19 protein-coding genes and 3 pseudogenes are annotated in these 25,055 nt (G+C 71.5%); 9 read left to right on the forward strand and 13 right to left on the reverse strand.

Going from position 1 to position 25,055, the window contains the following annotated elements; all coding sequences use genetic code 11:
* Positions 1 to 103: 103 nt before the first annotated feature.
* Positions 104 to 391, reverse strand: a complete 288-nt coding sequence (locus ACIP8W_RS19090) for a hypothetical protein (protein WP_402149637.1) — start codon at positions 389 to 391, stop codon at positions 104 to 106.
* A gap of 176 nt (positions 392 to 567) precedes the next feature.
* On the opposite strand from ACIP8W_RS19090, the gene ACIP8W_RS19095 reads away from it, so the two are divergent.
* Positions 568 to 951 (forward strand): cold-shock protein, encoded by a 384-nt coding sequence (locus ACIP8W_RS19095; RefSeq protein WP_046507938.1) that lies wholly within the window; start codon positions 568 to 570, stop codon positions 949 to 951.
* 213 nt (positions 952 to 1,164) lie between these two features.
* Here the strand turns inward: ACIP8W_RS19095 and ACIP8W_RS19100 are convergent, their stop codons facing one another.
* From ACIP8W_RS19100 to ACIP8W_RS19115, 4 genes are all read right to left on the reverse strand, one after another.
* A complete protein-coding gene (locus ACIP8W_RS19100) occupies positions 1,165 to 2,013 on the reverse strand; it encodes a 1,4-dihydroxy-6-naphthoate synthase (protein WP_401950707.1) in 849 nt (282 codons plus the stop codon).
* On the reverse strand, positions 2,010 to 2,762 hold the full coding sequence (locus tag ACIP8W_RS19105) for a futalosine hydrolase (RefSeq protein WP_402203774.1): 753 nt from the start codon (positions 2,760 to 2,762) through the stop codon (positions 2,010 to 2,012). Before ACIP8W_RS19105 ends, ACIP8W_RS19100 begins: the two co-directional genes overlap by 4 nt.
* A gap of 16 nt (positions 2,763 to 2,778) precedes the next feature.
* Positions 2,779 to 3,258, reverse strand: coding sequence for a DUF2771 domain-containing protein (locus tag ACIP8W_RS19110; protein ID WP_401950713.1), 480 nt, complete (start codon positions 3,256 to 3,258; stop codon positions 2,779 to 2,781).
* 198 nt (positions 3,259 to 3,456) lie between these two features.
* Positions 3,457 to 4,860, reverse strand: a complete 1,404-nt coding sequence (locus ACIP8W_RS19115) for an MFS transporter (RefSeq protein WP_402149647.1) — start codon at positions 4,858 to 4,860, stop codon at positions 3,457 to 3,459.
* Between the two features lie 597 nt (positions 4,861 to 5,457).
* On the opposite strand from ACIP8W_RS19115, the gene ACIP8W_RS19120 reads away from it, so the two are divergent.
* The 4 genes and pseudogenes from ACIP8W_RS19120 (at position 5,458) to ACIP8W_RS19135 (ending at position 11,939) form a co-directional block, all read left to right on the forward strand.
* Entirely contained in the window at positions 5,458 to 6,399 is a 942-nt protein-coding gene (locus ACIP8W_RS19120; protein WP_401950719.1) for a DUF3027 domain-containing protein, read from the forward strand.
* 261 nt (positions 6,400 to 6,660) lie between these two features.
* A pseudogene (locus ACIP8W_RS19125) lies at positions 6,661 to 7,526 on the forward strand (glycosyltransferase family 2 protein).
* A gap of 151 nt (positions 7,527 to 7,677) precedes the next feature.
* Positions 7,678 to 10,797, forward strand: coding sequence for a sacsin N-terminal ATP-binding-like domain-containing protein (locus ACIP8W_RS19130; RefSeq protein WP_402149634.1), 3,120 nt, complete (start codon positions 7,678 to 7,680; stop codon positions 10,795 to 10,797).
* Positions 10,798 to 11,039: 242 nt separating this feature from the next.
* Positions 11,040 to 11,939, forward strand: a complete 900-nt coding sequence (locus tag ACIP8W_RS19135; protein WP_402203776.1) for a DUF5707 domain-containing protein — start codon at positions 11,040 to 11,042, stop codon at positions 11,937 to 11,939.
* Between the two features lie 121 nt (positions 11,940 to 12,060).
* Here the strand turns inward: ACIP8W_RS19135 and ACIP8W_RS19140 are convergent, their stop codons facing one another.
* Both ACIP8W_RS19140 and ACIP8W_RS19145 read right to left on the reverse strand, forming a co-directional pair.
* Positions 12,061 to 14,520 carry an HAD-IC family P-type ATPase gene (locus tag ACIP8W_RS19140; RefSeq protein WP_402203778.1) on the reverse strand — a complete coding sequence of 820 codons (2,460 nt, stop codon included), beginning with the start codon at positions 14,518 to 14,520 and terminating at the stop codon, positions 12,061 to 12,063.
* A gap of 52 nt (positions 14,521 to 14,572) precedes the next feature.
* Positions 14,573 to 14,905, reverse strand: coding sequence for a DUF2530 domain-containing protein (locus ACIP8W_RS19145; RefSeq protein WP_401950730.1), 333 nt, complete (start codon positions 14,903 to 14,905; stop codon positions 14,573 to 14,575).
* Positions 14,906 to 15,154: 249 nt separating this feature from the next.
* Between ACIP8W_RS19145 and ACIP8W_RS19150 the strand changes: the two genes are divergently transcribed.
* A complete protein-coding gene (locus tag ACIP8W_RS19150; RefSeq protein ID WP_401950732.1) occupies positions 15,155 to 16,609 on the forward strand; it encodes an NCS2 family permease in 1,455 nt (484 codons plus the stop codon).
* 63 nt (positions 16,610 to 16,672) lie between these two features.
* On the opposite strand, the pseudogene ACIP8W_RS19155 reads toward ACIP8W_RS19150, so the two are convergent.
* Positions 16,673 to 16,788, reverse strand: a pseudogene (locus ACIP8W_RS19155) (ribbon-helix-helix protein, CopG family); the annotation flags it as partial.
* Between the two features lie 203 nt (positions 16,789 to 16,991).
* On the opposite strand from ACIP8W_RS19155, the gene ACIP8W_RS19160 reads away from it, so the two are divergent.
* Positions 16,992 to 17,441, forward strand: coding sequence for a MarR family winged helix-turn-helix transcriptional regulator (locus ACIP8W_RS19160; protein ID WP_401950737.1), 450 nt, complete (start codon positions 16,992 to 16,994; stop codon positions 17,439 to 17,441).
* 29 nt (positions 17,442 to 17,470) lie between these two features.
* Positions 17,471 to 18,826 carry an MFS transporter gene (locus ACIP8W_RS19165; protein ID WP_401950740.1) on the forward strand — a complete coding sequence of 452 codons (1,356 nt, stop codon included), beginning with the start codon at positions 17,471 to 17,473 and terminating at the stop codon, positions 18,824 to 18,826.
* A gap of 51 nt (positions 18,827 to 18,877) precedes the next feature.
* Here ACIP8W_RS19165 and ACIP8W_RS19170 read toward each other — a convergent pair whose 3' ends face one another.
* The 4 genes and pseudogenes from ACIP8W_RS19170 to ACIP8W_RS19185 form a co-directional block, all read right to left on the reverse strand.
* On the reverse strand, positions 18,878 to 19,483 hold the full coding sequence (locus ACIP8W_RS19170) for a Uma2 family endonuclease (RefSeq protein ID WP_401950743.1): 606 nt from the start codon (positions 19,481 to 19,483) through the stop codon (positions 18,878 to 18,880).
* A 266-nt stretch (positions 19,484 to 19,749) separates the two neighbouring features.
* A complete protein-coding gene (locus ACIP8W_RS19175; protein WP_401951287.1) occupies positions 19,750 to 20,745 on the reverse strand; it encodes an aldo/keto reductase in 996 nt (331 codons plus the stop codon).
* Between the two features lie 90 nt (positions 20,746 to 20,835).
* Positions 20,836 to 21,807, reverse strand: a pseudogene (pip, locus tag ACIP8W_RS19180) (prolyl aminopeptidase); the annotation flags it as partial.
* A gap of 95 nt (positions 21,808 to 21,902) precedes the next feature.
* Positions 21,903 to 22,610 (reverse strand): GDSL-type esterase/lipase family protein, encoded by a 708-nt coding sequence (locus ACIP8W_RS19185; RefSeq protein WP_402149643.1) that lies wholly within the window; start codon positions 22,608 to 22,610, stop codon positions 21,903 to 21,905.
* Positions 22,611 to 22,755: 145 nt separating this feature from the next.
* Between ACIP8W_RS19185 and ACIP8W_RS19190 the strand changes: the two genes are divergently transcribed.
* A complete protein-coding gene (locus ACIP8W_RS19190; protein ID WP_401950746.1) occupies positions 22,756 to 23,820 on the forward strand; it encodes a WD40 repeat domain-containing protein in 1,065 nt (354 codons plus the stop codon).
* 82 nt (positions 23,821 to 23,902) lie between these two features.
* Here ACIP8W_RS19190 and serC read toward each other — a convergent pair whose 3' ends face one another.
* Positions 23,903 to 25,021, reverse strand: coding sequence for a phosphoserine transaminase (gene serC, locus ACIP8W_RS19195; RefSeq protein ID WP_402203781.1), 1,119 nt, complete (start codon positions 25,019 to 25,021; stop codon positions 23,903 to 23,905).
* Between the last annotated feature and the right edge of the window lie 34 nt (positions 25,022 to 25,055).

Here is a 25,055-nt window from a genome sequence, read left to right on the forward strand (position 1 = left end):
CATACTTTTCACGAATGCCCGTGGAATGTCTGCGCCGGAGAGGGTATAAGCGGGACGCGAAGGTTGCGAAGAGATCAGGTTACGAAGGGATCACGCGCGAGGGTTACGAGGCGGCCGAATGCGCTGCCGCGCTCCTCGCCAGCCGGCGCTGCGCCGCGATCGACCGCAGCACCCCCGCCGCCGCGATCACGAAGCCGACGCCCATCAGCATGCTGACGAGATAGGCGACGGTCGGGAAGGGGCGCGAGCCGAGCAGCAGCGGTGCCACGGTGATCAGGGTCGCCAGAGCGCCCACGGCGAAGACGATCACACCGACGCGGACCAGCCCGTCGCCGGGGCCGGCGGTGTCCGAAGTGTGCTGTGCGGAGGGGGGTGCAGGAGTAGCGGTCACCCCACCAGGGTAGTTCCCTGCGGACAACAGCGGAAAGGAACCGACCGGCGACGTCTTGTCACCAGCTTCTGGATCATTAGCCTTGATGGTGGCGGGTCAGTGGGCCCGCTGCGGTGTTGTTCAGAGCCGTTTTTGCGCGCGCCAGCGCCCCAACGAGTACAAGGACGAGGACAGACGTGCCTACCGGCAAGGTCAAATGGTTCAACAGCGAGAAGGGCTTCGGCTTTCTCTCCCGTGACGACGGCGGCGACGTCTTCGTTCACTCGTCGGTGCTCCCTGCCGGAGTCGACGCTCTCAAACCGGGCCAGCGCGTGGAGTTCGGTGTGGTCGCGGGTCAACGCGGCGACCAGGCGCTCTCGGTGACGGTCCTCGACCCGACGCCGTCCGTCGCTGCGGCCCAGCGCCGTAAGCCCGACGAACTGGCCTCGATCGTCCAGGACCTGACGACGCTGCTGGAGAACATCACCCCGATGCTGGAGCGCGGCCGTTATCCGGACAAGGTGCACGGCGCCAAGATCGCGGGCCTGCTCAGGGCGGTGGCCGACCAGCTGGACGTCTGAGCCGGCGGCCGGCGGCCGACGTCCGGGGAGCGCGTACAGCGGACGCGTAACAGCCGACCCGTACCAGCCGTAACAGCAGACGCGTCAGCCAGCACGGCAGAACAGTCGGAAGAGCAGGGACGCGTCAGCCAGCACGGCAGAACAGTCGGAAGAGCAGGGACGCGTCAGCCAGCACGGCAGAACAGTCGGAAGAGCCGTAACAGCAGGGACGCGTCAGACGAACCGCAGTGCGTCGTGGCCGAGGGGGGGTACGAGCCCCTCGGCCGCGGCACGGGTCAGCAGCCCGCGTACCGCCGCGTAGCCGTCGTCCCCCAGATCCGCGGTGAACTCGTTCACGTACAGGCCGATGTGCTGGTCCGCGACCGCCGGGTCCATCTCCTGGGAGTGCTCCAGGACGTAGGCGCGCGACGCCTCCGGATCGTCCCAGGCCATCCGGACCGACCGGCGGACCGATTCCGCCAGCAGCCGGAGCGTCTCCTCGCCCAGCGACCGCTTCGCGATGATCGCGCCCAGCGGGATCGGCAGCCCCGTGGTGGACTCCCAGTGCTCGCCCATGTCGGCGAGGCGGTGCAGCCCGTAATCCTGATAGGTGAAGCGCGCCTCGTGGATGACGAGTCCGGCGTCCACCTTGCCGGCCCGTACCGCGGGCATGATCTCGTGGAACGGCAGGACGACGACCTCGCCGACCCCGCCCGGGACGACATCGGCGGCCCACAGCCGGAAGAGCAGATACGCCGTGGAGCGCTCGCTCGGTACGGCGACGGTCTTCCCGGTCAGATCGGCGCCCGGCTCCCGGGTGAGGACGAGCGGGCCGCAGCCACGGCCCAGGGCGCCGCCGCAGGGCAGCAGCGCGTACTCGTCGAGGACCCAGGGCAGCACCGCGTACGACACCTTCAGCACGTCGAGTTCGCCGCGCTCCGCCAGTCCGTTGGTGATGTCGATGTCCGCGAAGGTGACATCGAGCGCGGGCGCGCCGGGCACCCGGCCGTGGGCCCAGGCGTCGAAGACGAAGGTGTCGTTCGGGCAGGGGGAGTAGGCGATCCGCAGCGGTCCTGAGGTCATGACGGCTCCTCGAATACGGGGGTGAGCAGCGTGAACGCGTACCGCAGCGCATCCAGCGCCCGGCCGATCCGCCAGGAGTCGCGGTCACGCGGCCCCACGGCGTTGGAGACCGCGCGGATCTCGACACACGGTACGGAGTGGGCGGCGGCGGCCTCGGCGACGCCGAAGCCCTCCATCGCCTCGGCGGCGGCGCGCGGATGACGTGCCGTCAGCGCGGCGGTGCGCGCCGCGCTGCCGGTCGCGGTGGAGACGGTGAGGACGGGCGCCAGGACCGCGTGGAGCAGCGGATCGGCGGCCAGGGCCCGCGCCAGCCGGGCCGTCAGCGCGGCGGGCGGCCGGTGGACACTGCGGCCGAAGCCCAGCTCCTCGACGGGCAGGAAGCCGCCGGGGGTCTCGGCGCCCAGGTCGGCGGCGACGATCGTGTCGGCCACGACGAGCGAGCCGATCGACGCGTGCGGCGCGAAACCGCCGCCGATGCCGGCGCAGACCACCAGGTGGTACGGAGGCGCGTGCGGGGAGGGTGACAGCGCCGTCGCCGCGGCGACCGCCGCGGCGACCGGGCCCGCGCCGCCCGCCAGGACGTCCACCACCGGTATCGGCGTGGAACCGGGCCGGGGCGGGTCCTGGGCGTGGCTCGCCAGCTCGTACCCGCCGGGCAGCTTCCGGGTGCCGGAGGCGGCGTAGCGGTCGAGGCCCGCGACGACGGCTTCGGCCTCCGCCGCCACCGCGGTCATCACCAGCACACGCACAGCGGTGCCCCTCCGGTCAGGACGCCTTCTCGAACTTGAAGTGCCAGATGCCGATGAGCGACTTGCCCTTGGTCTCGACGATGCTGACCTGGGTGCTGTTCGCGACCTGGCCGGTCTGGCTGGAGAAGAAGGCGTTGCCGGGGATGGTCCGGTAGGTCTTCTTGTACGGCTCCTGCTCGGCCTGCTGGCCGTTGATGAAGAGCGTCCAGCCGTGGTCGGCGATCTCCGGGTCGACCCCGAAACGGACCTTGTCGTCCATCGCCAGGGTGATGGTGTGCTCCGCCTTCTTGTTCAGGCAGGGCTGCATCTCGGATTCCTTGATGGCCTTGCCGTCGTTGTAGCAGGCGGCCTGCGTGTTGACGGAGTCGCTGTTGACCGTCACGGTCGCGAGCGGCGTCGGCTTGTCACAGGCGGCCAGGACGAGGAGTCCGGCGGACACCGCACCGAGGGCGGCGGTGGCCCGGCGGGTACTACCGGAGAAGAACGCAGCGGTCATGGAGCGAAGGCTATCGGTCGCCCGCGACCGGGCCACGAGCGGGTACGGCGAGCCGCGCCCCGGACCGCCCGCCCACGCCCCGGTCCGGCTCCGGTCAGGCCCCGGTCCGGCTCGTCAGGCCCTGGTCCGGCTCCGGTCAGGCCCCGGTCCGGCTCCGCTCACGCCCCGGTCCGCCTCGTCAGGCCCCGGACCGCCCGCTCACGCCACGCGCGGCCGCCCGCCGCCGTGCGACGCGGCCCGCAGCAGCCCCCGTACGGACAGCAGCGCGCCCAGCGCGACGACGGCGGCGGCGACGGACATCCCGAGCACCCCGTTGAGCGGCAGGGCGATCCCGATCGCGCCGCCCACCACCCAGGCCATCTGGAGCAGCGTCTCGGAGCGGGCGAAGGCCGACGTACGGACCTCCTCGGGGACGTCCCGCTGGATCACCGCGTCCAGGGAGAGCTTCGACAGCGCCTGCGAGAAGCCCGCGACCGCGCACAGGATCGCCATCATCACGCCGCCGAAGAGCAGCGCGGACATAATCGCCGTACTGAGGAGAAGGCTCAGCATGGTGACGATGATCAGCTCGGGGGCGCGCGCCTTGAGCCACGCCCCGACCGCCGTCCCCAGCGCGTTGCCCGCGCCCGCCGCGATGCCCACGACCCCGAGGGAGACGGCGGCGCTCTGGCCGGAGAGCGGGTGTTCGCGCAGGAGGAAGGCGAGGAAGAAGATCAGGAAGCCGGAGATGGTGCGGTGGGCGGTGTTGGCCTGGAGCCCGCACAGGACCGAGGAGCCGACGGTACGCAGACCGGGCCGCCGCTCCTTCGCCCCGGGCCTCCCCGCGTCCGTGACGCCCTTCTCCAGGGCGGCGACCGGCGGCACCAGCCGGGCCCGGCGCTCGCCCTTCGCGGAGTCCACCTTGTGCGGCAGCGTGAACGCGAGGAACGTCCCCGCGAGGAAGATCGCGCTGGCCCCGTAGAGCGGCCAGCCGGGCCCGATCTGATGCAGCCCGGCCCCGATCGGCGCGGCCACGCCGGTGGCCAGCAGCCCGGCGAGCGTGACCCGGGAGTTCGCCCGTACCAGCGAGAAACGGGGCGGCAGCAGCCGTGGCACGACCGCGCTGCGGACCACGCCGTACGCCTTCGACGCGACCAGCACGCCGAGCGCGGCCGGATACAGCTCAAGACCGCCCGTGGCCACCGCCCCCGACATGGCGATGGCCAGCACCGCCCGGGTCAGCATGGACCCGGCCATGGCGGCGCGGCGGCCGTGCGGAAGGCGGTCGAGGAGCGGGCCGATGACCGGGGCGAGCAGGGTGAAGGGCGCCATGGTGACGGCGAGATAGAGCGCGACCCGGCCCCGGGCCTCGTCGGTCGGTACGGAGAAGAAGACGGTCGAGGCGAGCGCGACGGTGATCATGACGTCGCCCGCGCCGTTCACGGCGTGCAGCTCGATCAGCTTGCCGAGCCCGGACTCGCCCGCGCCGTGCGCGTGGGTCGCCCGGCGGATCCCGCGCGCCGAGGCGGTGAACGGCAGGCGCAGGGCGCGCCCCAGGACCCGTACGGTCCTCCGGAGCGGGCCTGCCGGGTCCGAGCCGGACGACCTCACGGCGTACACCAGGTCGTTGTGGCTGTCACCCCGCCATAGTGCCCCAAGGGCCCTCCGCGCGAACCGATTCGAGACGCGTGCCGGTCGCGGACGGGCCCAGTTGGCCGCCAGGCGTTCGTCCGAGCTGTCCCCGACCTGTCCCCGACTCGTCCCCGACTTGTCCGGGGCGCGTCCCTGGTGCGTCCCTGGCCCGTCTTCGGCCGGCTCTTTGGCCGGGGATCGCCGTTCGCCGGGCGCGGCGGGCCGGTCGCGGTGGCCCGTACCGGTCGCCGGGAAGACGCGCCGGGAAACTCTTCGGGACGGCTCCGAACCGCTCCCGCCTGTTCACCACTGGGTTACGGGCTGGTTGCGGTGTGCCCCGAAGTACCGGAAAGGCGGCGTGCAGGTGGGCGGCGGGCGGCGGAGAGGGTAGCGTGCGTAGCGCGCCACCGGCGGTTGTTCTCGGCCGCGCGCCTCTTCGTCATCCCGCAGAATGGATGATGGTAGGTGTGCCCGAGGAAAGATCGGGCGTGGACGTCGATGCGGCCCTCTGGTCCGCTCCGCCCTCGGCTCGTACATCGCGAATCGGCCGGCGCACCCGTGAGACGGCGTAGGAGAGAAGCGAGACCTGTGAGTGCTGCGACGACGCGAAGCCGAACCCCTGACCGCCTGTGTGCCGAGGCGGTAGACCTCGCCAGGTCGGCCGCCGAAGAGGCAGCCGCGCCCGGAGTCGTCGGGGCGCATGTCTCGGTGGTGGCGGACGGAGACCGGGTCGTCACCCACTTCTTCGAGTGCGAGGAACTGGGCTACCGGGGCTGGCGCTGGGCGGTGACGGTCGCACGGGCATCCCGTGCCAAGCTCGTCACCCTCGACGAAACGGTGCTGCTGCCCGGCCCCGACTCCCTCCGGGCCCCCGAATGGGTGCCGTGGAGCGAGCGGCTGCGCCCCGGTGACCTGGGACCCGGCGATCTGCTGCCCACCGAGGCCGAGGATCTGCGCCTGGAACCCGGTTACGCGGGCGAGGACGCGCCCCCCGCCGGGGCCGCCGCCTACACCGCCACCGAGGCGCCCGGCGGCCCGGTCGACTACGCCGAGCTGGCCGAGGAGGCGGAGCCGGTCGACCTGTCCGAGGTCCCGGCCGTGCCCGCGCGCTCCACGATCGCCGCGGTCGCCGAGGAACTCGGCATGCGCAGGGCCAGGATCCTGTCGCGCTACGGGCTCCATGTCGCCGCCGACCGCTGGGACGAGTCCTTCGGCGCGAAGACCCCGATGGCCCAGGCCGCCCCCGCCCCCTGCGTCTCCTGCGGCTTCCTGCTGCCCCTGGCGGGCTCGCTGCGCCAGGCGTTCGGCGTCTGCGCCAACGAGTTCTCCCCGGCGGACGGCCGCGTCGTCTCCCTCTCGTACGGCTGCGGCGGCCACTCCGAGGCCGCCGTCATGCCCGCCCCGCTGCGCCCGCCGCCCCCGGTCCTCGACTCGGTCGGCGCGGACGCCTTCCCGCTCCGCCCGTCCCCGGACAGCGGCTCGGTCCCGACCGGCGAGGCCACCGACACGGAGGACCTGGGCCACTCCTGACCCTCGGGGCCACCCGGCACCCGGCGGTACGCCCGGGGGCCGACGGCCCTTGTGGCTACGCGGCACCCGGCCGTGAGGGGCACGTCGTACCGCCGTGCTCTGCGGGCGCCGTAGATACGCGCGGGGGCGACGAACCGGTCAACTTGTCCGTATCGATAACGAGTTGTCCCGTCGGTCGTCGCGCGCATCGCATCGGACGCCGGTCCGGGGCCGGAAGGACGGGTTCGGGTGGGCGCAACGCTGGGTGTCGCGATCATCACGATGGGCACGCGGCCGAGGGAACTGGCCGCGCTGCTGGCCTCGGTCGCGGCGCAGACGACACCCGCGACGCGCACCGTGGTGGTCGGCAACGGGTGCTCCGTGGCGGATCTGGAGCTGCCGTCGTGGGTGGAGGCGGTGCAGCTCGCGGAGAATCTGGGGGTGACCGGCGGACGGAACGTCGCCCTGGCGCACCTGCGGGACATGGACCTGGTGCTGGACCTGGACGATGACGGGCTGCTGGTCGCGGACACCGACTTCGAGCGGATCGCGCGGCTGTACGAGGCGGACCCCGGCCTGGGCATCGTCGGCTTCCGGATCGCGGACGAGACCGGGTTCACCCAGCGCCGCCACGTCCCCCGGCTGCGGGCCGGGGACCCGATGCGCGGGGGAACGGTGACGACGTTCCTGGGCGGGGCGCACGTGCTGTCCGGGAAGATGCTGGCGCAGATCGGGGACTGGCCCGCGTCGTTCTTCTTCTCGCACGAGGAGACGGATATGGCCTGTTCTCGCACGAGGAGACGGATATGGCCTGGCGTGCGCTGGACGCCGGATGGAAGATCGTCTACGCGCCGGAGCTGCTGCTCCAGCACCCCCGGACGTCACCCGCCCGGCACGCCTTCTTCTACCGGACCAACGCCCGCAACCGGGTCTACCTGGCCCGGCGCAGGCTGCCCGCCCCGCTCGTCCCCGTCTACCTGGGCGTGTGGGCGGCGCTGACCGTGGCCCGTACCCGGGACGCGGCCGGGCTGCGGGCATGGTGCGGCGGCTTCGCGGAAGGCTGGCGTACGCCGTGCGGAACCCGGCGGCCCATGCGGTGGTCCACGGTGTGGAAGATGACCCGGCTCGGACGCCCTCCGGTGCTGTGAGGCCGCCCGCTTCGCTGGTACGTGCCCGGGGCGCGGGGTGGCCGCCGCGCCCCCGCACCCCGCCGCCCCCCGCTTCGCGGTACGTTCAGGCCGCACGTTTCGGGTCCGCGCGCATGACCGGCGGGCGGCCAGCACAGAGCGGAGTCACAGCGTGAGCGTCGACGTCAACACGCCCGAAGGGGCCGACCCGTTCGGAACGGCGCGGCTGCGGCGTGGGGTGCTTGACGCGTGGGGGGCCGGCCCCGCGCGCTTCCGCGAGGACGCCAACGCCGAGGAGGACCTCGCGCTCGGCGGCTACCGGGACCGGCTCGTCGTCGAGCTGGCCCAGAACGCCGCCGACGCCGCCGCCCGCGCCGGGGTGGCGGGCAGGCTGCGGCTGACGCTGCGGACGGCGACGGCGGACGGCCCCGGCGTCCTCGTGGCCGCCAATACCGGCGCGCACCTCGACGCGACCGGCGTCGAGTCGCTCTCCACCCTGCGCGCCTCCGCCAAGCGCGAGGGACACGAGTCGGCGGTCGGGCGCTTCGGCGTCGGCTTCGCCGCCGTCCTGGCCGTCAGCGACGAACCCGCGCTCATCGGGCGCCACGGCGGGGTCCGCTGGTCGCTCGCCGAAGCCCGCGAACTGGCCCGGCGTGCCGCGCAGGGCAGCCCCGGGCTCGGGGACGAACTGCGCCGCCGCGACGGGCACGTACCACTGCTGCGGCTGCCGCTGCCCGCCGAGGGCACCGCCCCCGACGGCTACGACACGGTCGTCATCCTGCCGCTGCGCGACGCCGCCGCCACCGATCTGGCCGAGCGGCTGCTCGCCGGGATCGACGACGCGCTGTTGCTGACGCTCCCCGGGCTCGCCGAGGTCGTCGTCGAAACCCCCGACGGCGAACGGGTGTTGCGCAGGTCGCGGAATGGTTCGTACGTCGAGATCGAGGACTCCCGGGACGGCGGCGTCCACCGCTGGCGCGTCGTCGCCCACCACGGCGCCACCGACCGCGCCCTCCTCGAAGGGCGGCCCGTCGAGGAGCGGCTGCGCCCGCACTGGTCCGTCACCTGGGCCGTCCCCGTGGACGGCGAGGGCGCCCCGGCCCGTCCCCGTACCGCACCCGTCGTCCACGCGCCGACCCCCACCGACGAACCCCTCGGCATCCCCGCGCTGCTGATCGCCTCGCTGCCGCTGGACACCGCCCGGCGCCACCCCGCGCCGGGGCCGCTCACCGACTTCCTGGTGGAGAAGGCCGCCGACGCCTACGCCGAACTGCTCCGCGACTGGCAGCCGGACTTCACCGGCACCCTCGACCTCGTACCGGGGACGCTCGGCAAGGGTGAGCTGGACGGCCGGCTGCGCGCGGCGATCCTGGCGCGGCTGCCCCGGGTCGCCTTCCTCGCCCCGGCCGCGCCCACCGAGGAACTGCCCGCGCTGCGCCCCTTCGAGGCCGAGATCGTCGAGGGCGCGGGCGCCGACACCGTACGGGTGCTGGCCGAGGTGCTGCCGACGCTGCTGCCCGCCGGGCTCGAACGCCGCCCCGAGCCGCGCACGCTCGGCGTCGGACGGCTGCCGCTCGGCGACGCCATCGAACGCATCGCGGGCGCCGAACGCCCGCCCGCCTGGTGGCACAGGCTGTACGAATCCCTCGCGGGCGTCGACCCCGAGCGGCTGTCCGGGCTGCCGGTGCCGCTGGCCAACGGGCGTACGGCGATCGGGCCGCGCCACATCCTGCTGCCGCTGCCCGGCTCCGAGGAGGCGGCGGACCTCGCCCGGCTCGGCCTGAAGGTCGCGCACCCCGACGCCGCGCACCCCCTGCTGGAGAAGCTGGGCGCGCTGCCCGCCACCCCGCGCGCGGTCCTGACGACCCCTCAGGTACGGGCGGCCGTCGCCGGATCGATGGACGCGGGCGAGGTCTGGGACGAGGACGCCGACGCCCCGGACGCCGAGGAGCTGGCCGAACTGGTCCTGGCGCTCGTACGCGACGCCGCGCTCGACCCCGGCGACGAGCCCTGGCTCGGTGCGCTCGCCCTGATCGACGAGGACGGCGAGACGGCTCCGGCCGGTGAACTCGTGCTGCCGGGAAGCCCGTTCGCCTCCGTCCTGCGCGAAGGTGAACTGGCCTTCTGTGATACGGAATTGGCGGAACGCTGGGGCGAACAGCCGTTGGCCGCCTGTGGCGTCCTGGCGGACTTCGCGCTCGTGCGGGCCACGGACATCGTCCTCGATCCGGACGAACTGGAGCCCCGTGACGGCGACTTCGCCGAACCCGACGATGCCGGACTGCTGGACGCGGTCGACGTCTGGTGCGAGGACGTCCTCGACCGGCTGCCCCGGTCCCCGGTGCCGCCGGTGGCCACCGAGATCGTCGCCGTACGCGACCTGGACCTCGTCGACGACGACGCCTGGCCGCGCGCGCTCGCCCTGCTGGCGAAGCCGCCGCTGCGGGACGCGCTGACCCAGTCCGTACGGGTCCTGCTGCCCGACGGCACGACGGAGAGCGTCCGCTCGTACACCGCGTGGTGGCTGCGCGACCATCCCGTCCTCGACGGCCGGCGCCCGGCGGGCCTGCGCGCCGAGGGCGGCGACCCGCTGCTCGCGGGGGTGTACGACGCCGTCGACGCGACCGGGTTCGACGACGCGCAGGTGCTGCGCGCGCTGGGCGTACGGACCTCTGTCGCCGCCCTTCTGGACGAGCCGGGCGGCGCGGCGGAGCTGCTCGGCCGGCTCGCCGACCCGGAGCGGCCGGTCGGCGTCGGCCAGTTGCACGCGCTCTACACGGCGCTCGCGGACCTCGATCCGGACGAGGTGACCCTTCCGGACGAGCTGCGCGCGGTCGTCGACGGCGGGACGCGGGTGGTCGACGCGGCCGACGCGGTGATCGCCGACGCCCCCGACCTGCTGCCCCTCGCGGGCGGCCTGGCGTTGCTGCCGGTGTCCCCGGCGCGCGCCGGGGAGCTGGCGGAGCTGCTCCAGGTGCGCCGGCTCAGCGAGGCGGTGGCCGCGGAGGTGACCTCGGACGGTACGGAGCACACCGTGCCGGATTCCGTCCGCGCGCTGCTCGGCGCGGGCACGCCGGACACGTACGTCGAACACGAGGAACTCCTCGCGGGCGGTACGGAACTGGACTGGCGCCACACCCCGGACGGCGTGCTGCACGCCGCCACCCTGGAGGGGGTCGCGGCGGGGCTGGCCTGGGCGGCGGGACAGTGGCCACGACGCTTCGAGGTGGCGGCGCTGCTGGAGGACCCGTCGCGGACGGGGGAGCTGGCGCGGGACCGCTGGTTCGACTGAGCGCGGGCCGGCCGGGCTCCAGTTCCGCAGGAGCGGCTTCGCGGTGTACACCGCGAAGCCGTCCGTCGGCGCGTCCGGCACCCTGGTTGAAGTCAAGAAGTAGTCGAAAATATCCAGTCAGTTCGTACAACTATTCACAAGTGTCCCTGGTCTGTTCAGTCGGGTCATCAGATCCGCTGACCATTACGGGCTCCGCCGTCGCGGACGACGCACCGCGGAGCCCTCTCCACAGGGGAAAACACATGCGTATTCGTGCCACTGTTGCCGTTGCCTCCGGCGCCCTGGCCCTGTCCGCTCTCGCTGTTCCGGCCGCGCAGGCCGGGCAGTCCCACGGGGAGCGCCCCGCGCTCACGCTTCCCACCGGCGCCTGGCTGGGCGACGCCGCCGGGAAGGCCGCGCCGAGCACGGCGCAGAATCGCTCCCTCGCGGCGGCGAAGGCCGCCGCCGCCGACCCGAAGGTCACCAAGGTCGTCGTGAACGGTGGCAAGCCCATCGTGCTCGGTACCTCCGCCACCAAGAAGGTCAGCGTCGCCATCACCGCGACCGACGACTCGGGCATCGGCGGTGCCGCCGCCGTCCTGTGGACCGGCGGGTCGAGCATCGAGGACGACTCCTCCTACGGCTTCGGGCTGGAGGACGACACCGAGCTCAAGTGCAAGGCGGCCAGTGCCACCACCTCCACCTGCACGCACACCATCACGGTCGACCCGAAGGTGCTGTACAACACCGACGCCAAGACCTGGAACGTCTACGCCGTCGCCGTGGGCAACGACGAGAGCATGACGGAGAAGGAGAAGGCGGGCACGGTCAAGTTCCAGCGCCTCTCGCAGCTGACCGTCGCCGCCACCCCCAAGCCGGTGAAGAAGGGCAAGACCCTCACCGTCACGGGCAAGCTCTCGCGCGCCAACTGGGACACCGGCAAGTACGCGGGCTACACGGTCCAGCCCGTGAAGCTCCAGTTCCGCAAGAGCGGCACCGAGACGTACACCACGATCAAGACGGTGAAGACCTCCAACACCGGCACGCTGAGCACCACCACGACGAAGACCACGGCCGAGGGCTACTGGCGCTGGAGCTTCGCCGGTACGTCGACCACCCCGGCCGTCAACGCCGCGGGCACCCTGGTCAAGATCAAGAAGTAACACCCGCATCAGCGGAAGCGGTACGCGTGGGGCCCGGCAGCCTGCCGGCCCACGCGTACCATCCCCTCCGTTACGCGGGGAACTTCCGCTACGCGGGGATCCGCTACGCGGGCAACTTCCGTTACGCGGGGAACTTCCGCCCCACCAGCCGCCAGGAGAACTCCAGCGCCGCGGACGCCACCACCGCGACCGCCACCGCCGTCCACGGCATCACGGTCCCCACCAGCTTCAGCGCGAAGAAGTGCTGGAGCGCGGGCACCACCAGCACCACCAGGAACGCCGCCCCCATCGACACCACCAGGGCGACCCGCCACCAGGTGTACGGACGGGCCACGATGGCCAGCACCCACATCGAGACCAGGAACAGCGTGAGCGTCGCCGCGCTGGTCTCCGCCTCCAGGGAGCCGGGCCCGGTGTAGTAGCGCCGGGCGATCAGATAGGTGGTGAAGGTGGAGACCGCCGCGATCACCCCCGAGGGGATCGCGTAACGCATCACCCGGCGCACGAAGTTCGGCCGCGCGCGCTCCTTGTTCGGCGCGAGCGCCAGGAAGAAGGCGGGGATACCGATCGTCAGCGTCGACAGCAGCGTCAGATGCCGGGGCAGGAACGGGTACTCCACCTGGAAACACGCCACCAGGATCGCCAGCAGCACCGAGTAGACCGTCTTCGTCAGGAAGAGCGTCGCCACCCGCGTGATGTTGCCGATGACCCGGCGGCCCTCCGCCACCACGGCGGGCAGGGTCGCGAAGCTGTTGTTCAGCAGGACGATCTGGGCGACCGCGCGGGTCGCCTCCGAGCCCGAACCCATCGAGACGCCGATGTCCGCGTCCTTCAGCGCCAGGACGTCGTTGACACCGTCCCCGGTCATCGCGACGTTGTGGCCGCGCGACTGGAGCGCGCCGACCATGTCGCGCTTCTGCTGCGGGGTGACCCGGCCGAAGACCCCGGCGGATTCGAGGGCCTCGGCCATCTCCTCCCTGCCCGCCGGGAGCCGCCGGGCGTCGACCGTGTTCGCCGCGCCCGCCAGACCCAGCTTTCCGGCCACCGCGCCGACCGAGACCGCGTTGTCGCCGGAGATGACCTTGGCGGAGACATCCTGGTCGGCGAAGTACGCGAGGGTCTCGGCGGCGTCCGGCCGCAGCCGCTGCTCCAGTACGACGAGCGCGACGGCCGCCGCCCCCGCCGCCGCGTCGGGCGCGTCGAGTGCCGAGCCGGTGCGGGCCAGCAGCAGGACGCGCAGCCCCTGCCTGTTGAGGTGGTCGATCTCGTCGAGCGCGGGATCGCCGTCCGGCAGCAGCACATCGGGCGCGCCGAGCAGCCAGCGCACCGGCTCGCCCCCGGCCTCGTCGAACGCGGCGCCGCTGTATTTCCGTACGGACGAGAAGGGCAGCGTCTCCGCCACCGGCCAGGCGCCCCGGTCGCCGTGGTAGGCGTCGATGATCGCCTGGAGGCTGGCGTTGGGCCGTGGATCGGACGCGCCGATCGCGCCGAGGACCTGCCGTACGTACGGTTCGTCCGCGCCGTCCAGCGCGCGCAGCTCGCTGACGTCCATTCCGCCCTCGGTGAGCGTGCCCGTCTTGTCGAGGCAGACGACATCGACGCGGGCCAGCCCCTCGATGGCGGGCAGCTCCTGGACGAGGACCTTCAGCCGGCCCAGCCGGATGACCCCGATCGCGAAGGCGACGGAGGTCAGCAGCACCAGGCCCTCGGGGATCATCGGGACGATGCCGCCGACGGTCCTGGCGATCGAGTTCTTGAAGTCGGTCTGCTTGACGACGAGCTGGCTGAGGATGAGCCCGAGGGCGGTCGGGATCATCATCCAGGTCACGTACTTGAGGATGGTGCTGATGCCGTTGCGCAGCTCGGAGTCGACGAGCGTGAAGCGGGACGCCTCCTCGGCGAGCTGCGCGGCGTACGCGTCGCGGCCGACCTTCGTCGCCCGGAACGCGCCCCCGCCGACCACGACGAAGCTGCCCGACATCACCTGATCGCCGGGGTGTTTCAGCACCGGATCCGCCTCGCCGGTGAGCAGCGACTCGTCGATCTCCAGACTGTCCGCCTCGGCGACGACCCCGTCGACCACGACCTTGTCGCCGGGGCCCAGTTCGATGAGATCCCCGAGGACGATCCCGGAGGTGGAGATCTGGGTGGCGACCCCGTCCCGCCGTACGGTCGGCTTCGCCTCGCCGATGACCGCGAGCCCGTCGAGGGTCCGCTTGGCGCGCAGCTCCTGGATGATGCCGATGCCGGTGTTGGCGATGATCACGAACCCGAAGAGGGTGTCCTGGATCGGCGCGACAAAGAACATGATCACCCAGAGCACGCCGATGATCGCGTTGAAGCGGGTGAAGACATTGCCCCGGACGATCTCGGCCGTCGTCCGGCTGCTGCGCACCGGAACGTCGTTGACCTCGCCCCGGGCGACATGCGCGGCCACCTCGGCGGCGGTCAGCCCGCCGCGCCGGAACTCCTCGCGGTGGGGTAGCTCCATGGGGTGCACGGGGTCGAGTTCGGCTCCCGCGTCGATGGCCGGACCGGGGGGCTCGGGGCCATCGGTGTCGATCTTCGCCCGCTGCGTCATGCTCCGACGGTACGGCCCGGCGTACCGCTTCACACGTGGAGTGGTCCGAAGATCAGACTCCGGGACGAGGGGAATCGTCCCCGGGCAGGAGGCCAGCCTCCCCGTCGGCTTCCTCGGCGGCGGCAGAAGCGGCAGCGGCGGCACGCTTCAGCGCCGCGTCCCGCCCGCGTACGTACCAGATCCCGATGAGCCCGAGTCCGGCCCCGGCCAGACAGGTCCAGATCAGCCACGTGTGCCCGTGATCGCTGTACCAGCCGTAGAACGGCAGCTGGACGAGGAAGAGGACGAACCAGATGATCGTGCCGCCCGTGATGGTGCCCACGACCGGCCCCTCCAGGGGTTCGGGCGCCGCGTGCCGGGGGGTTCCCGTCAGAAATCCGGTCATGGCGTCAGTCTATGCGGGGGTGTTCCGGGACGGAGGAGGGGCGGCGCGAGGCCAGGTGGCGCAAGGCTCTACGCGCGGAGATAGCGATCTTGGTCGCCCATATTCATACTGATGTATTCATACCGAAACTGTTTTCTGGCTGACTTGTTTCGTTCGTCCGGACATACAGGGTTGGCGTGAACGCCACTCATCCTTACCGCTCAGTACCCCGGCATTTCCCCCATCCCTCTCGTACGACTGAGGTCCCGCATGCCTTCCTCGGCCACCGCACCGGTCGGTTCCGACACGCCACCACCGGCTTCCGGACAGCCGTCCGGCGGGCTCGACCGCTTCTTCAAGATCTCGGAGCGCGGCTCCACGGTAGGTCGCGAAGTACGGGGCGGCCTCGCCACCTTCTTCGCGATGGCGTACATCATCGTGCTGAACCCGATCATTCTCGGTAGCGCGAAGGACATGTACGGCCACCAGCTGGACAACGGCCAGCTGGTCACCGCGACGGTCCTCACCGCCGCCTTCTCCACGCTGCTGATGGGGGTCATCGGCAATGTGCCGATCGCCCTCGCCGCCGGACTCGGCGTCAACACGATCGTCGCCCTCCAGCTCGCCCCCCGGATGAGCTGGCCGGACGCGATGGGCATGGTCGTACTCGCCGGGCTCGTGGTGATGCTGCTGGTCGCGACCGGGCTGCGCGAGCGCGTGATGAACGCCGTACCGCAGGGGCTGCGCAAGGGCATCGCGATCGGTATCGGCCTCTTCATCATGCTGATCGGCCTGGTCGACTCCGGTTTCGTCTCCCGTATCCCGGACGCCGCGCAGACCACCGTGCCGCTCCAGCTCGGCGGCAACGGCCATCTGCACGGCTGGCCGGTCCTGGTCTTCGCCATCGGCGTGCTGCTCACGCTGACGCTGATCATCCGCAAGGTGCGCGGCGCGATCCTGATCTCCATCGTCGCGATGACCGGTCTGGCGATGATCCTCGACGCGGTCGTGAAGGTGCCGAGCTGGGGGCTGACGACCCCGCAGTGGCCGGGCAACCCGGTCGCGACCCCGGACTTCGGCCTGCTCGGTCAGTTCAGCCTCTTCGGCGGTTTCCAGAAGGTCGGCCTCCTCACCGGCACGCTCTTCGTCTTCACCGTGCTGCTGTCCTGCTTCTTCGACGCGATGGGCACGATCCTCGGCGTCGGCGACGAGGCCAAGCTGATGGACAAGAAGGGGAACCTCCCCGGGATCAACAAGGTCCTCTTCGTCGACGGTGTCGCGGTCGCCGCCGGTGGCATGGGCTCGGCCTCGGCCAACACCTGTTACGTGGAGTCCACGGCCGGTGTCGGCGAGGGGGCCAGGACCGGCCTCGCCTCCGTCGTGACGGGCGGGCTCTTCGCGGCGGCGCTGTTCCTCACACCGCTGGCCACCATGGTCCCGTCCCAGGCGGCGACCCCCGCCCTGGTGGCGGTGGGCTTCCTGATCCTGGCCGGGTCCGTACGGGACATCGACTGGAGCGACTTCACCATCGGTGTGCCGGCGTTCCTGGCGATGGTGATGATGCCGTTCACGTACTCGATCACCAACGGCATCGGTATCGGCTTCATCGCGTTCAGCGTGCTGCGCCTGGCGACGGGCCGGGGCCGCGAGGTGCCGGCGGCGATGTACGCGGTGTCGGCGGTCTTCGTCTTCTACTACGCGATGCCGGCGCTGGGCCTGACGTAGCCAGGGCCCGACGTGTAGCGGCGCGCGCCGGGTGCGCCACGGCACCCCGTAGAACTGCTCCGTGAACCGGTCCGTCTCGTCGACCGCCGCTTTGCAGCGCTCGTCGAGGCCATCGCGAATGAGCGTCCGGGCCCATGGTCCTGGACGCTCATTTCGCGTTCGGCGGCGTGCTGCCGCAGCCGTTCGGGCAGCTCACCGTCTATCCGCAGGCTGAGAGCCTGTCGGGTGACCTCTGAGCCCGCCATGGTGCTGTCCGGGGCGACCTCACCCGTACGAGTGACCTGATCGGCACACCGGGTGAGCGGCCCGCACGGGTGTCCGACGAGGCCCGCCGTGGTTGTTCCGGTGGTATTTAGCATGGGTAATGAGTTAGGCTAACAACATGCCTGACCTACCCCACGGCGACGACGAACACGAGAACGCCGCCGCCGTGAACGCTCTCCGCTCCGCCGTCATGCGGCTCGGCCGGCGACTGAAACACCAACGGGTGGACGAGTCGCTGAGCCCCACCGAGATGTCGGTGCTGGGCACGCTCGCGCGCTGTGGCTCCGCCACCCCGGGCGAGCTGGCCCGCAAGGAGTACGTCCAGCCGCCGTCGATGACGCGCATCGTGGCGCTGCTCGAAGCGAAGGGCCTCGTCAGGCTGGAGCCGCATCCCGACGACCGTCGGCAGAAGGTGGTCAGCCAGACCGAAGAGGCCGAGGCGATGCTCGAAGAGAGCCGCCGCAGGCGCAACGTCTGGCTCGCGACCCTCGCCGAGGGCCTGGACGAGGACGAGTGGGCGAAGCTGCGCGCCGCCGCCCCCGTACTGGAGAAGCTCGCCCACCTGTAACCCGCGCGCCCTGAGGAGGCGAACCCCCATTGAGTACGGGATCCGGAGCAGAATCCGCCCCCGCACCGAAATCCGCCCACGACAGCACCACCCCGGACCGTAGGACCGGCGGCGGGACCTTCTCGTCGCTGAAGATCCGTAACTACCGCCTGTTCGCGACGGGAGCCGCCGTCTCCAACATCGGTACGTGGATGGCCCGGGTCACCCAGGACTGGCTGGTCCTCAGCCTCACCGGCTCGGCGGCGGCCGTCGGCATCACGACGGCGCTCCAGTTCCTCCCGATGCTGCTCTTCGGCCTGTACGGCGGCGTCATCGCCGACCGCTACCCCAAGCGGCGGCTGCTGCTCGTCACCCAGGCCGCGCTGGGCCTGTGCGGGCTCGCCCTCGCGGTCCTGACCCTCTCCGGGCAGGTCCAGGTCTGGCACGTCTATCTGATCGCCTTCCTGCTCGGCATGGTCACGGTCGTCGACAACCCGACCCGTCAGTCCTTCGTCTCCGAGATGGTCGGCCCGGACCAGCTCCGTAACGCCGTCAGCCTCAACTCGGCCAACTTCCAGTCCGCCCGGCTCATCGGCCCCGCCGTCGCCGGTGTGCTCATCACCACGGTCGGCAGCGGCTGGGCCTTCATGCTGAACGGCCTGTCCTTCGCCGCCCCGCTCATCGGCCTGCTGCTGATGCGCTCGCGCGAACTGCACGGATCCGTCACGGTGCCACGCGCGAAGGGCCAGCTCAGAGAAGGGCTGCGCTATGTACGCGGCCGCCCCGAGCTGATCTGGCCGATCGTCCTCGTCGGCTTCGTCGGCACCTTCGGCTTCAACTTCCCGATCTGGCTGACGGCCTTCGCCCACGAGATCTACCACGGCGGCGCCGGGATGTACGCCTTCTTCAACATCCTGATGGCCGCCGGCTCCCTGGCGGGCGCCCTGCTCGCCGCCCGCCGCGGAGCCAGTCGGGTCCGGCTGCTCATCCTCGCGGCGATGGCCTTCGGGCTGCTGGAGATCGTGGTGGCCTTCTCGCCGTCCGTCTGGCTGTTCTCGCTGCTGCTCCTGCCGATCGGCATGCTCGGCCTGACGACCAACATCAGCGCCAACACCAGCGTCCAGATGGCCTCCGACCCGGAGATGCGGGGCCGGGTGATGAGCCTCTACATGATGGTCTTCGTCGGCGGCACCCCCATAGGCGGCCCGCTCCTCGGCTGGGTCACCGACACCTACGGCGCCCGCATCGGGTTCGCCGCGGGCGGCGCGGTCTCCCTGCTCGCGGCGGCGACGATCGGCCTGGTCCTGACCCGGGTGGCAGGCGTACGCCTCAAGGTGGACCTGCGCGGCGGCCGCCCGCACATGGCGTTCGTACCGAAGGAACGGCAGCTGACAACGGCCGCGTGAGCCACGCACGGCCCGGCCGGGAGGATCCGGCGGGGGCCGTGCCGGGGGCGGTCAGTCGCGGGGGAACGTGTCGGTCTTGAGGGTCAGGTCGAGAACGGTGCGGGTGAGATCGATGTCCCCACCGAAGACAACGGTCAGCTTGCTGTGGTATTCGCCGTCCTTGGGCTCCGTGTACGCGTGGCACCTGGCGGTGTACGGGTCGACGATGAGGTAGACCGGGATCCCGGCCGCCGCGTACACCGCTTTTTTGGGCTCGTAGTCGTTGGTGGCGGTCCCCTTGGAGATCACCTCGGCGATAAATTCCACGTCTTCGGCGTTCCATCGGCCGTGCTTGTCCAGCACGGCCGCATCGGACAGCTTGACCACATCCGGGCAGAACCCGTTCAGATGCCCCGGGAAATCGAACCGCACGTCGGACGTCACCTTGACGTCCTCGCCGAACTGGTCCTCCAGGGCCCGGACAATACGGCGGATGATCTGCCAGTGGGTGTTCCGCTGCGGAACCATGAAGATGTTTCCCTCGACAATCTCGACCTTGAATCCCTCGGAGATGGGGTCGAGCATCTCGAACATCTTGTCCAGAGCCGACTGGTCCGGAGCCAGCCCGCTGTCGCTCTCCTCGGCCATGGCGATCCTGTCGATCTCGACGACGGTCATCGTGGCGCTCCTCCCCGCTGCCGTAGCGAGCACGGCAGCCGCGCGGTACAACGATACGCACGGCGAACGGGCTACGTCCCGAACACGAACCCGGGTGCCGGGGCTGTCGTACCCGGCCGTTAACCTCGACCCGTGGACCCCAAAACCCGGAACCGCGTCATGGCGGGCGTGCTTGTGCTGATGTTCGTGGTCATCGCCGTGGCGGCCGCGGTCGGCTAGCCGGAGCGTGTCCGGCCGCGCCGTCCGCGGCCCCTGTGGCGTGGCCGCTACCAGGCGAAGGCCTCCGGGGAGGGACCCGGGCCCGGGAAGATCTCGTCCAGTGAGGACAGGACCTCCTGCGACAGCTCCAGCTCCACCGCCCGCAGCGCGGACTCCAGCTGCTCCGCCGTGCGCGGGCCGACGATCGGGCCCGTCACGCCCGGCCGGGTGAGGAGCCAGGCCAGCGCCGCCTCGCCGGGGTCGATGCCGTGCTTGCCGAGCAGGTCCTCGTACGCCTGGATCTGCGCGCGTACGGCCGTGTCGGCGAGCCCGCTCTCGGAGCGGCCCTGGCCGGTCCGCGAACCGCCGCCCTCGCGCTCCTTGCGGATCGCCCCGCCCAGCAGCCCGCCGCCCAGCGGGGACCAGGGGATGACCCCGAGTCCGTACTCCCGCGCGGCCGGGATGACCTCCATCTCGGCGCGGCGCTCGGCGAGGTTGTACAGGCACTGCTCGCTGACCAGGCCGTACGAGCCGAGGCGGCGGGCCGTCTCGTTCGCCTGGGCGATCTTCCAGCCGGGGAAGTTGGACGAGCCCGCGTAGAGGATCTTGCCCTGCTGGATCAGGGTGTCGATGGCCTGCCAGATCTCCTCGACGGGGGTGTCGCGGTCGATGTGGTGGAACTGGTAGAGGTCGATGTGGTCGGTCTGGAGCCGCTTGAGGCTGGCGTCGACCGCGCGGCGGATGTTGAGGGCGGAGAGCTTGTCGTGGTTGGGCCAGGCGTCTCCGTCGGCCGCCATGTTCCCGTACACCTTGGTGGCGAGGACGACCTTGTCGCGACGGTCGCCGCCCTTGGCGAACCAGGTGCCGAGGATCTCCTCCGTGCGGCCCTTGTTCTCGCCCCAGCCGTAGACATTGGCGGTGTCGAAGAAATTGATGCCCGCGTCGAGCGCGGCGTCCATGATCGTGTGGCTGTCGGCCTCGTCGGTGAGGGGGCCGAAGTTCATCGTCCCGAGGACGAGTCGGCTGACCTTGAGTCCGGTGCGTCCGAGCTGCGTGTACTTCATGACTCCACAGCCAACGCGTTGGAGCGCACTCGAAGCAAGGCCGGGCGGCGGCGAGTCCGCCACCGGAGCGGGCCGCCGCCCTCGGCCCGCGGCGAACGCGTCGAGCGCCGCCCGTACCTCACGGCGCTGTGTGTCGCTGCCCTTGTGACCCGAGTCCGGTACGACGACCAGCCGGGCGTCCGGCCAGACGCGCGCCAGCTCCCAGGCGGTGGAGAGGGGCCCCGCCAGGTCGTACCGGCCGTGGACCAGGACGCCGGGGATGCCCGCGAGCCGTCCCGCGTCCCGCAGCAGCGCGCCCTCGCCGAGCCAGGCGCCGTTCGAGAAGTAGTGCGCGCAGATCCGCACCAGGGCCTGCCGGTCGGCGGCGGGCCGGTCGCCGTACGGGGTGGCGGAGCCGCTCGGTTCCTGGGAGAGCACGGCGTCCTCCCAGGCGCACCAGTCGGCCGTGGCCCGTTCCCGTACGGCGGGGTCGGGGCTCTCCAGCAGCCGGGAGTAGGCGGCGAGCAGCTCCGGGACGGTGGCCGAATCTCGCGGGTGCCCGGCGCCCGCGCGGAAGCGGTCCCACTCCTCGGGGAAGATCCGGCCGACGCCGCCGTACAGCCAGTCGATCTCCGAGCGCCGGGTCGTCGTGACACTGGCGATGACGATCCCCGAGACGCGCTCGGGGTGCCGCTCGGCGTACGCGAGCAGCAGGGTGGAGCCCCAGGAGACGCCGTACAGCAGCCACTGTTCGATACCGAGGTGGGTGCGCAGCCGTTCCATGTCGGCGATGAGGTGGTCGGTCGTGTTGTGGCTCAGGTCGGTGGCGGGATCGCTCGCGTGCGGGGTGCTGCGTCCGCAGTTGCGCTGGTCGAAGAGGACGGTGCGGTAGCGCGCCGGGTCGAAGGAGCGCCGGTGGTACGGGTTGCAGCCGGATCCGGGGCCGCCGTGGACGACGAGCGCGGGCCTGCCCCGCGGGTTGCCGCAGCTCTCCCAGTGGACGAGGTTGCCGTCCCCGACATCGAGCATGCCCTGCTCGTAGGGCTCGACGGGCGGATACAGGGGGTCCGGGGGCTGGTCCATGCAGGCGGGCTCCTCGGGTGGGGCGGGCGGTGGGCCGTCCGCACCTCAGAACGCCCCGAAACGGATGTCGCGGCCTTTTCCCCCGGGATGAGGGGTCAGCGGCGGGCGGCGTACGGACTGCCCACGCCCCAGCTCTCGTGCATCGCGTCGGCGAAGGCCCCCGCGAGCTTGTGCTCGCCGGACGGGGCCGGGTGGGTGCCGTCGTATGTATCGGTATGAATGTCGTACGTCGACGGCCGCGCGGCGAGCAGCAGCGGCGAGTCCGGCCGGTCGAGTTCGGCGACCGTCTTGCCCAGCAACTCGTTGAAGCGGTCCACCTCGGCGGCGAACGGCGCGTCGGACTCGGCGCGGACATTGGGGATGACCGGCAGGAGTACGGCGCGGACGCGCGGGTTGGCCGCGCGGGCCCCGGCGATGAAGGCGCGGACGTTGCGGTCCGTCTGCGTACTGTCCGTATAGAAACCGAGGTCGATCAGGCCGAGCGAGACGAGCAGCACGTCCACCCGGTGCTCCTCGACCGTCGCCCCGATCAGCGGGGCCATGTGCTGCCAGCCCTCGCCCCAGCCGGCCAGGTGTCCCCGGGCGTGGGCGGGGAAGTCCGGGCCGCCGTAGTCGTACGAGACGGGGGCGGCGGCCCGGACGTCGTACAGCTCCGTGCGGGGACCGACGATCCGGAACGGGCTGCCGAAGGAGGTGCTGAGGTGCTGCCACATGCGGTAGCGCCAGGTGAAGTCGCCCGCGCTCCCGATGGTCATGGAGTCGCCCACGAACAGAAATCGCATCCGGTCATCTTCGCCGATCATCATGCGGGGATTCCCTAGTGCCGTGCCGGGCGTCGCGAGCCGGTGAACCTTTCCGGCCACAGCACTGGACGTCGTCCGGTGTCCCGGCGGGCCCGGGTGTCCTGGCCGGGCCGGGTGGGCGTGGGCGGGGTGGCAGGCTGGGGGGATGCGTTCGCTTCCGCGCCATCCCGGTACCCGTGTCTTTCGCGTCGCCGCCGCCGCGGCCGCCCTCGCCGTACTGGCGACCGGCCCGTCCGCGCTGGCCGCGGACGGGACACCCGACCAGAACTTCACGATCAAGGACCCGCGGATCACCGAGTCCAGCGGCCTCGCCGCCAGCCGGATCCACCCGGGCGTCTACTGGACCCACAACGACAGCGCCCACCCGCCGTACATCTACGCGGTGGACTCCAGGACCGGGGAGACCGTCGCGACGATCACCCTGAAGGGCGTCGGCGAGATCAGGGACGCGGAGGGCATCTCCCTCGGCCCCGACGGGAATCTGTACGTCGGCGACATCGGGGACAACCTCAACGGCAGCTGGGACCACGTCTGGATCTACCGCTTCCCCGAGCCCCGGCAGCTCAAGGACGCGACGGTCACCCCGACACAGTTCACGGTCGCGTACGAGGACGGTCCGCGCGACGCCGAGTCGCTGATGGTCCACCCGAAGACCGGACGGGTCTACATCGCCTCCAAGAACCAGAGCGGCGGCGGACTGTACGAGGGCCCCGAGAAGCTCACCCCGTCCGGTACGAACACCTTCCGGCGGATCGACGAGGTGCCCTGGGTGACCGACGGCGCCTTCTCGCCGGACGGAAAGGAACTGACCCTGCGCTCGTACTTCAGCGCGCGCGCCTATGCCTGGAAGGACGGCAGGCTGGGCACGGAGCGCGCGGTGACCGCGCCGTTCCAGCCGCAGGCCGAGTCGGTGACGTACACGGCGGACGGCAGCGCGCTGATGTTCGGTACGGAGGGCGCGAAGAGCGAGGTGGTACGGGTGGACGTCGGCGAGGGCGGCGGCGACACCGGGGGCGGCAAGGCGGGCGAATCGACTGGATCCTCCGGCAGTTCCGACGGCTCCGGCAGCTCGGCCGGCTCGACCACCGGGTCCGCCGGGTCCGCCGGTTCCGGTACCTCCGGCGGGGGCGGCGCCACACTCGGCGCGTTCGTCCTCGCGGGGGCGGCGGCGCTGTTCCTCGGCTTCAAGTGGCTGCGTCGAAAGGGCTGAGGGGGGCGGTGGCCGCGCCCCGGCGCGGCGCGGGCCCCGGCGCGGATGCCGCGTCGGGGCCCGGGGGCGGGCGGTCAGCTGGTCAGAGCTGCTCGATCACGTAGTCGATGCAGGCGGTCAGCGCCGCCACGTCCGACGGGTCGATCGCCGGGAACATGGCCACGCGGAGCTGGTTGCGGCCGAGCTTGCGGTAGGGCTCGGTGTCGACGATGCCGTTGGCGCGCAGGGCCTTGGCGACGGCCGTCGCGTCGACCTCGTCCGCGAAGTCGATCGTGCCGATGACCTGAGAGCGCTTCGCCGGGTCGACCACGAAGGGGGTCGCGTGCTTGGACGCCTCGGCCCAGCCGTACAGATTCTGGGAGGAGCCGGCCGTACGGCCCACGGCGAAGTCCAGACCGCCCTGGGAGTTGAGCCAGTTCAGCTGCTCGTTGAGCAGGAAGAGCGTGGCCAGCGCGGGGGTGTTGTAGGTCTGGTTCTTCAGCGAGTTGTCGATCGCGGTGGGCAGCGAGAAGAACTCGGGGACATGGCGTCCGGAGGCGTGGACGCGTGCGGCGCGCTCCAGGGCGGCGGGCGAGAAGACACCGATCCACAGGCCGCCGTCGGCCGCGAAGGACTTCTGGGGGGCGAAGTAGTAGACATCCGTCTCGGCGATGTCCACCGGCAGACCGCCCGCGCCGGAGGTCGCGTCGACCAGGACCAGCGAGCCCGCGTCCGCACCGGCGACCCGCCTGACGGGGGCCGCGACACCGGTGGAGGTCTCGTTGTGGGTGAGGGCGTAGACGTCGACGCCCTCCTCCGCGACGGGCTCGGGGTGCGAGCCGGGGTCGGCGGAGATGACGGACGGGTCGGCCAGCCACGGCGCGAGCTTGGCCGCCTTGGCGAACTTGGAGGAGAACTCACCGAACGAGAGGTGCTGGGACTTGTTCTCGATCAGGCCGTGTGTCGCGATGTCCCAGAAGGCGGTGGAGCCGCCGTTGCCCAGGATCACCTCGTAGCCCTCGGGGAGCGAGAAGAGGTTCCGTACTCCGTCACGCACCGAGCCGACCAGGTTCTTGACCGGGGCCTGGCGGTGGGAGGTGCCGAGGAGGGAGGTGCCGGTGGCGGCCAGCGCGTCCACAGCCTCCGTCCGAACCTTGGAGGGACCTGCGCCGAAACGGCCGTCGGCGGGCTTGATGTCAGCGGGAATCTCGATATCGGCCACGGGCCGGAGCGTAGTCCCTCCACCGGCGCGGTCG

The sequence above is a fragment of the Streptomyces sp. NPDC088554 genome, assembly GCF_044752945.1.
Classification (GTDB): domain Bacteria; phylum Actinomycetota; class Actinomycetes; order Streptomycetales; family Streptomycetaceae; genus Streptomyces.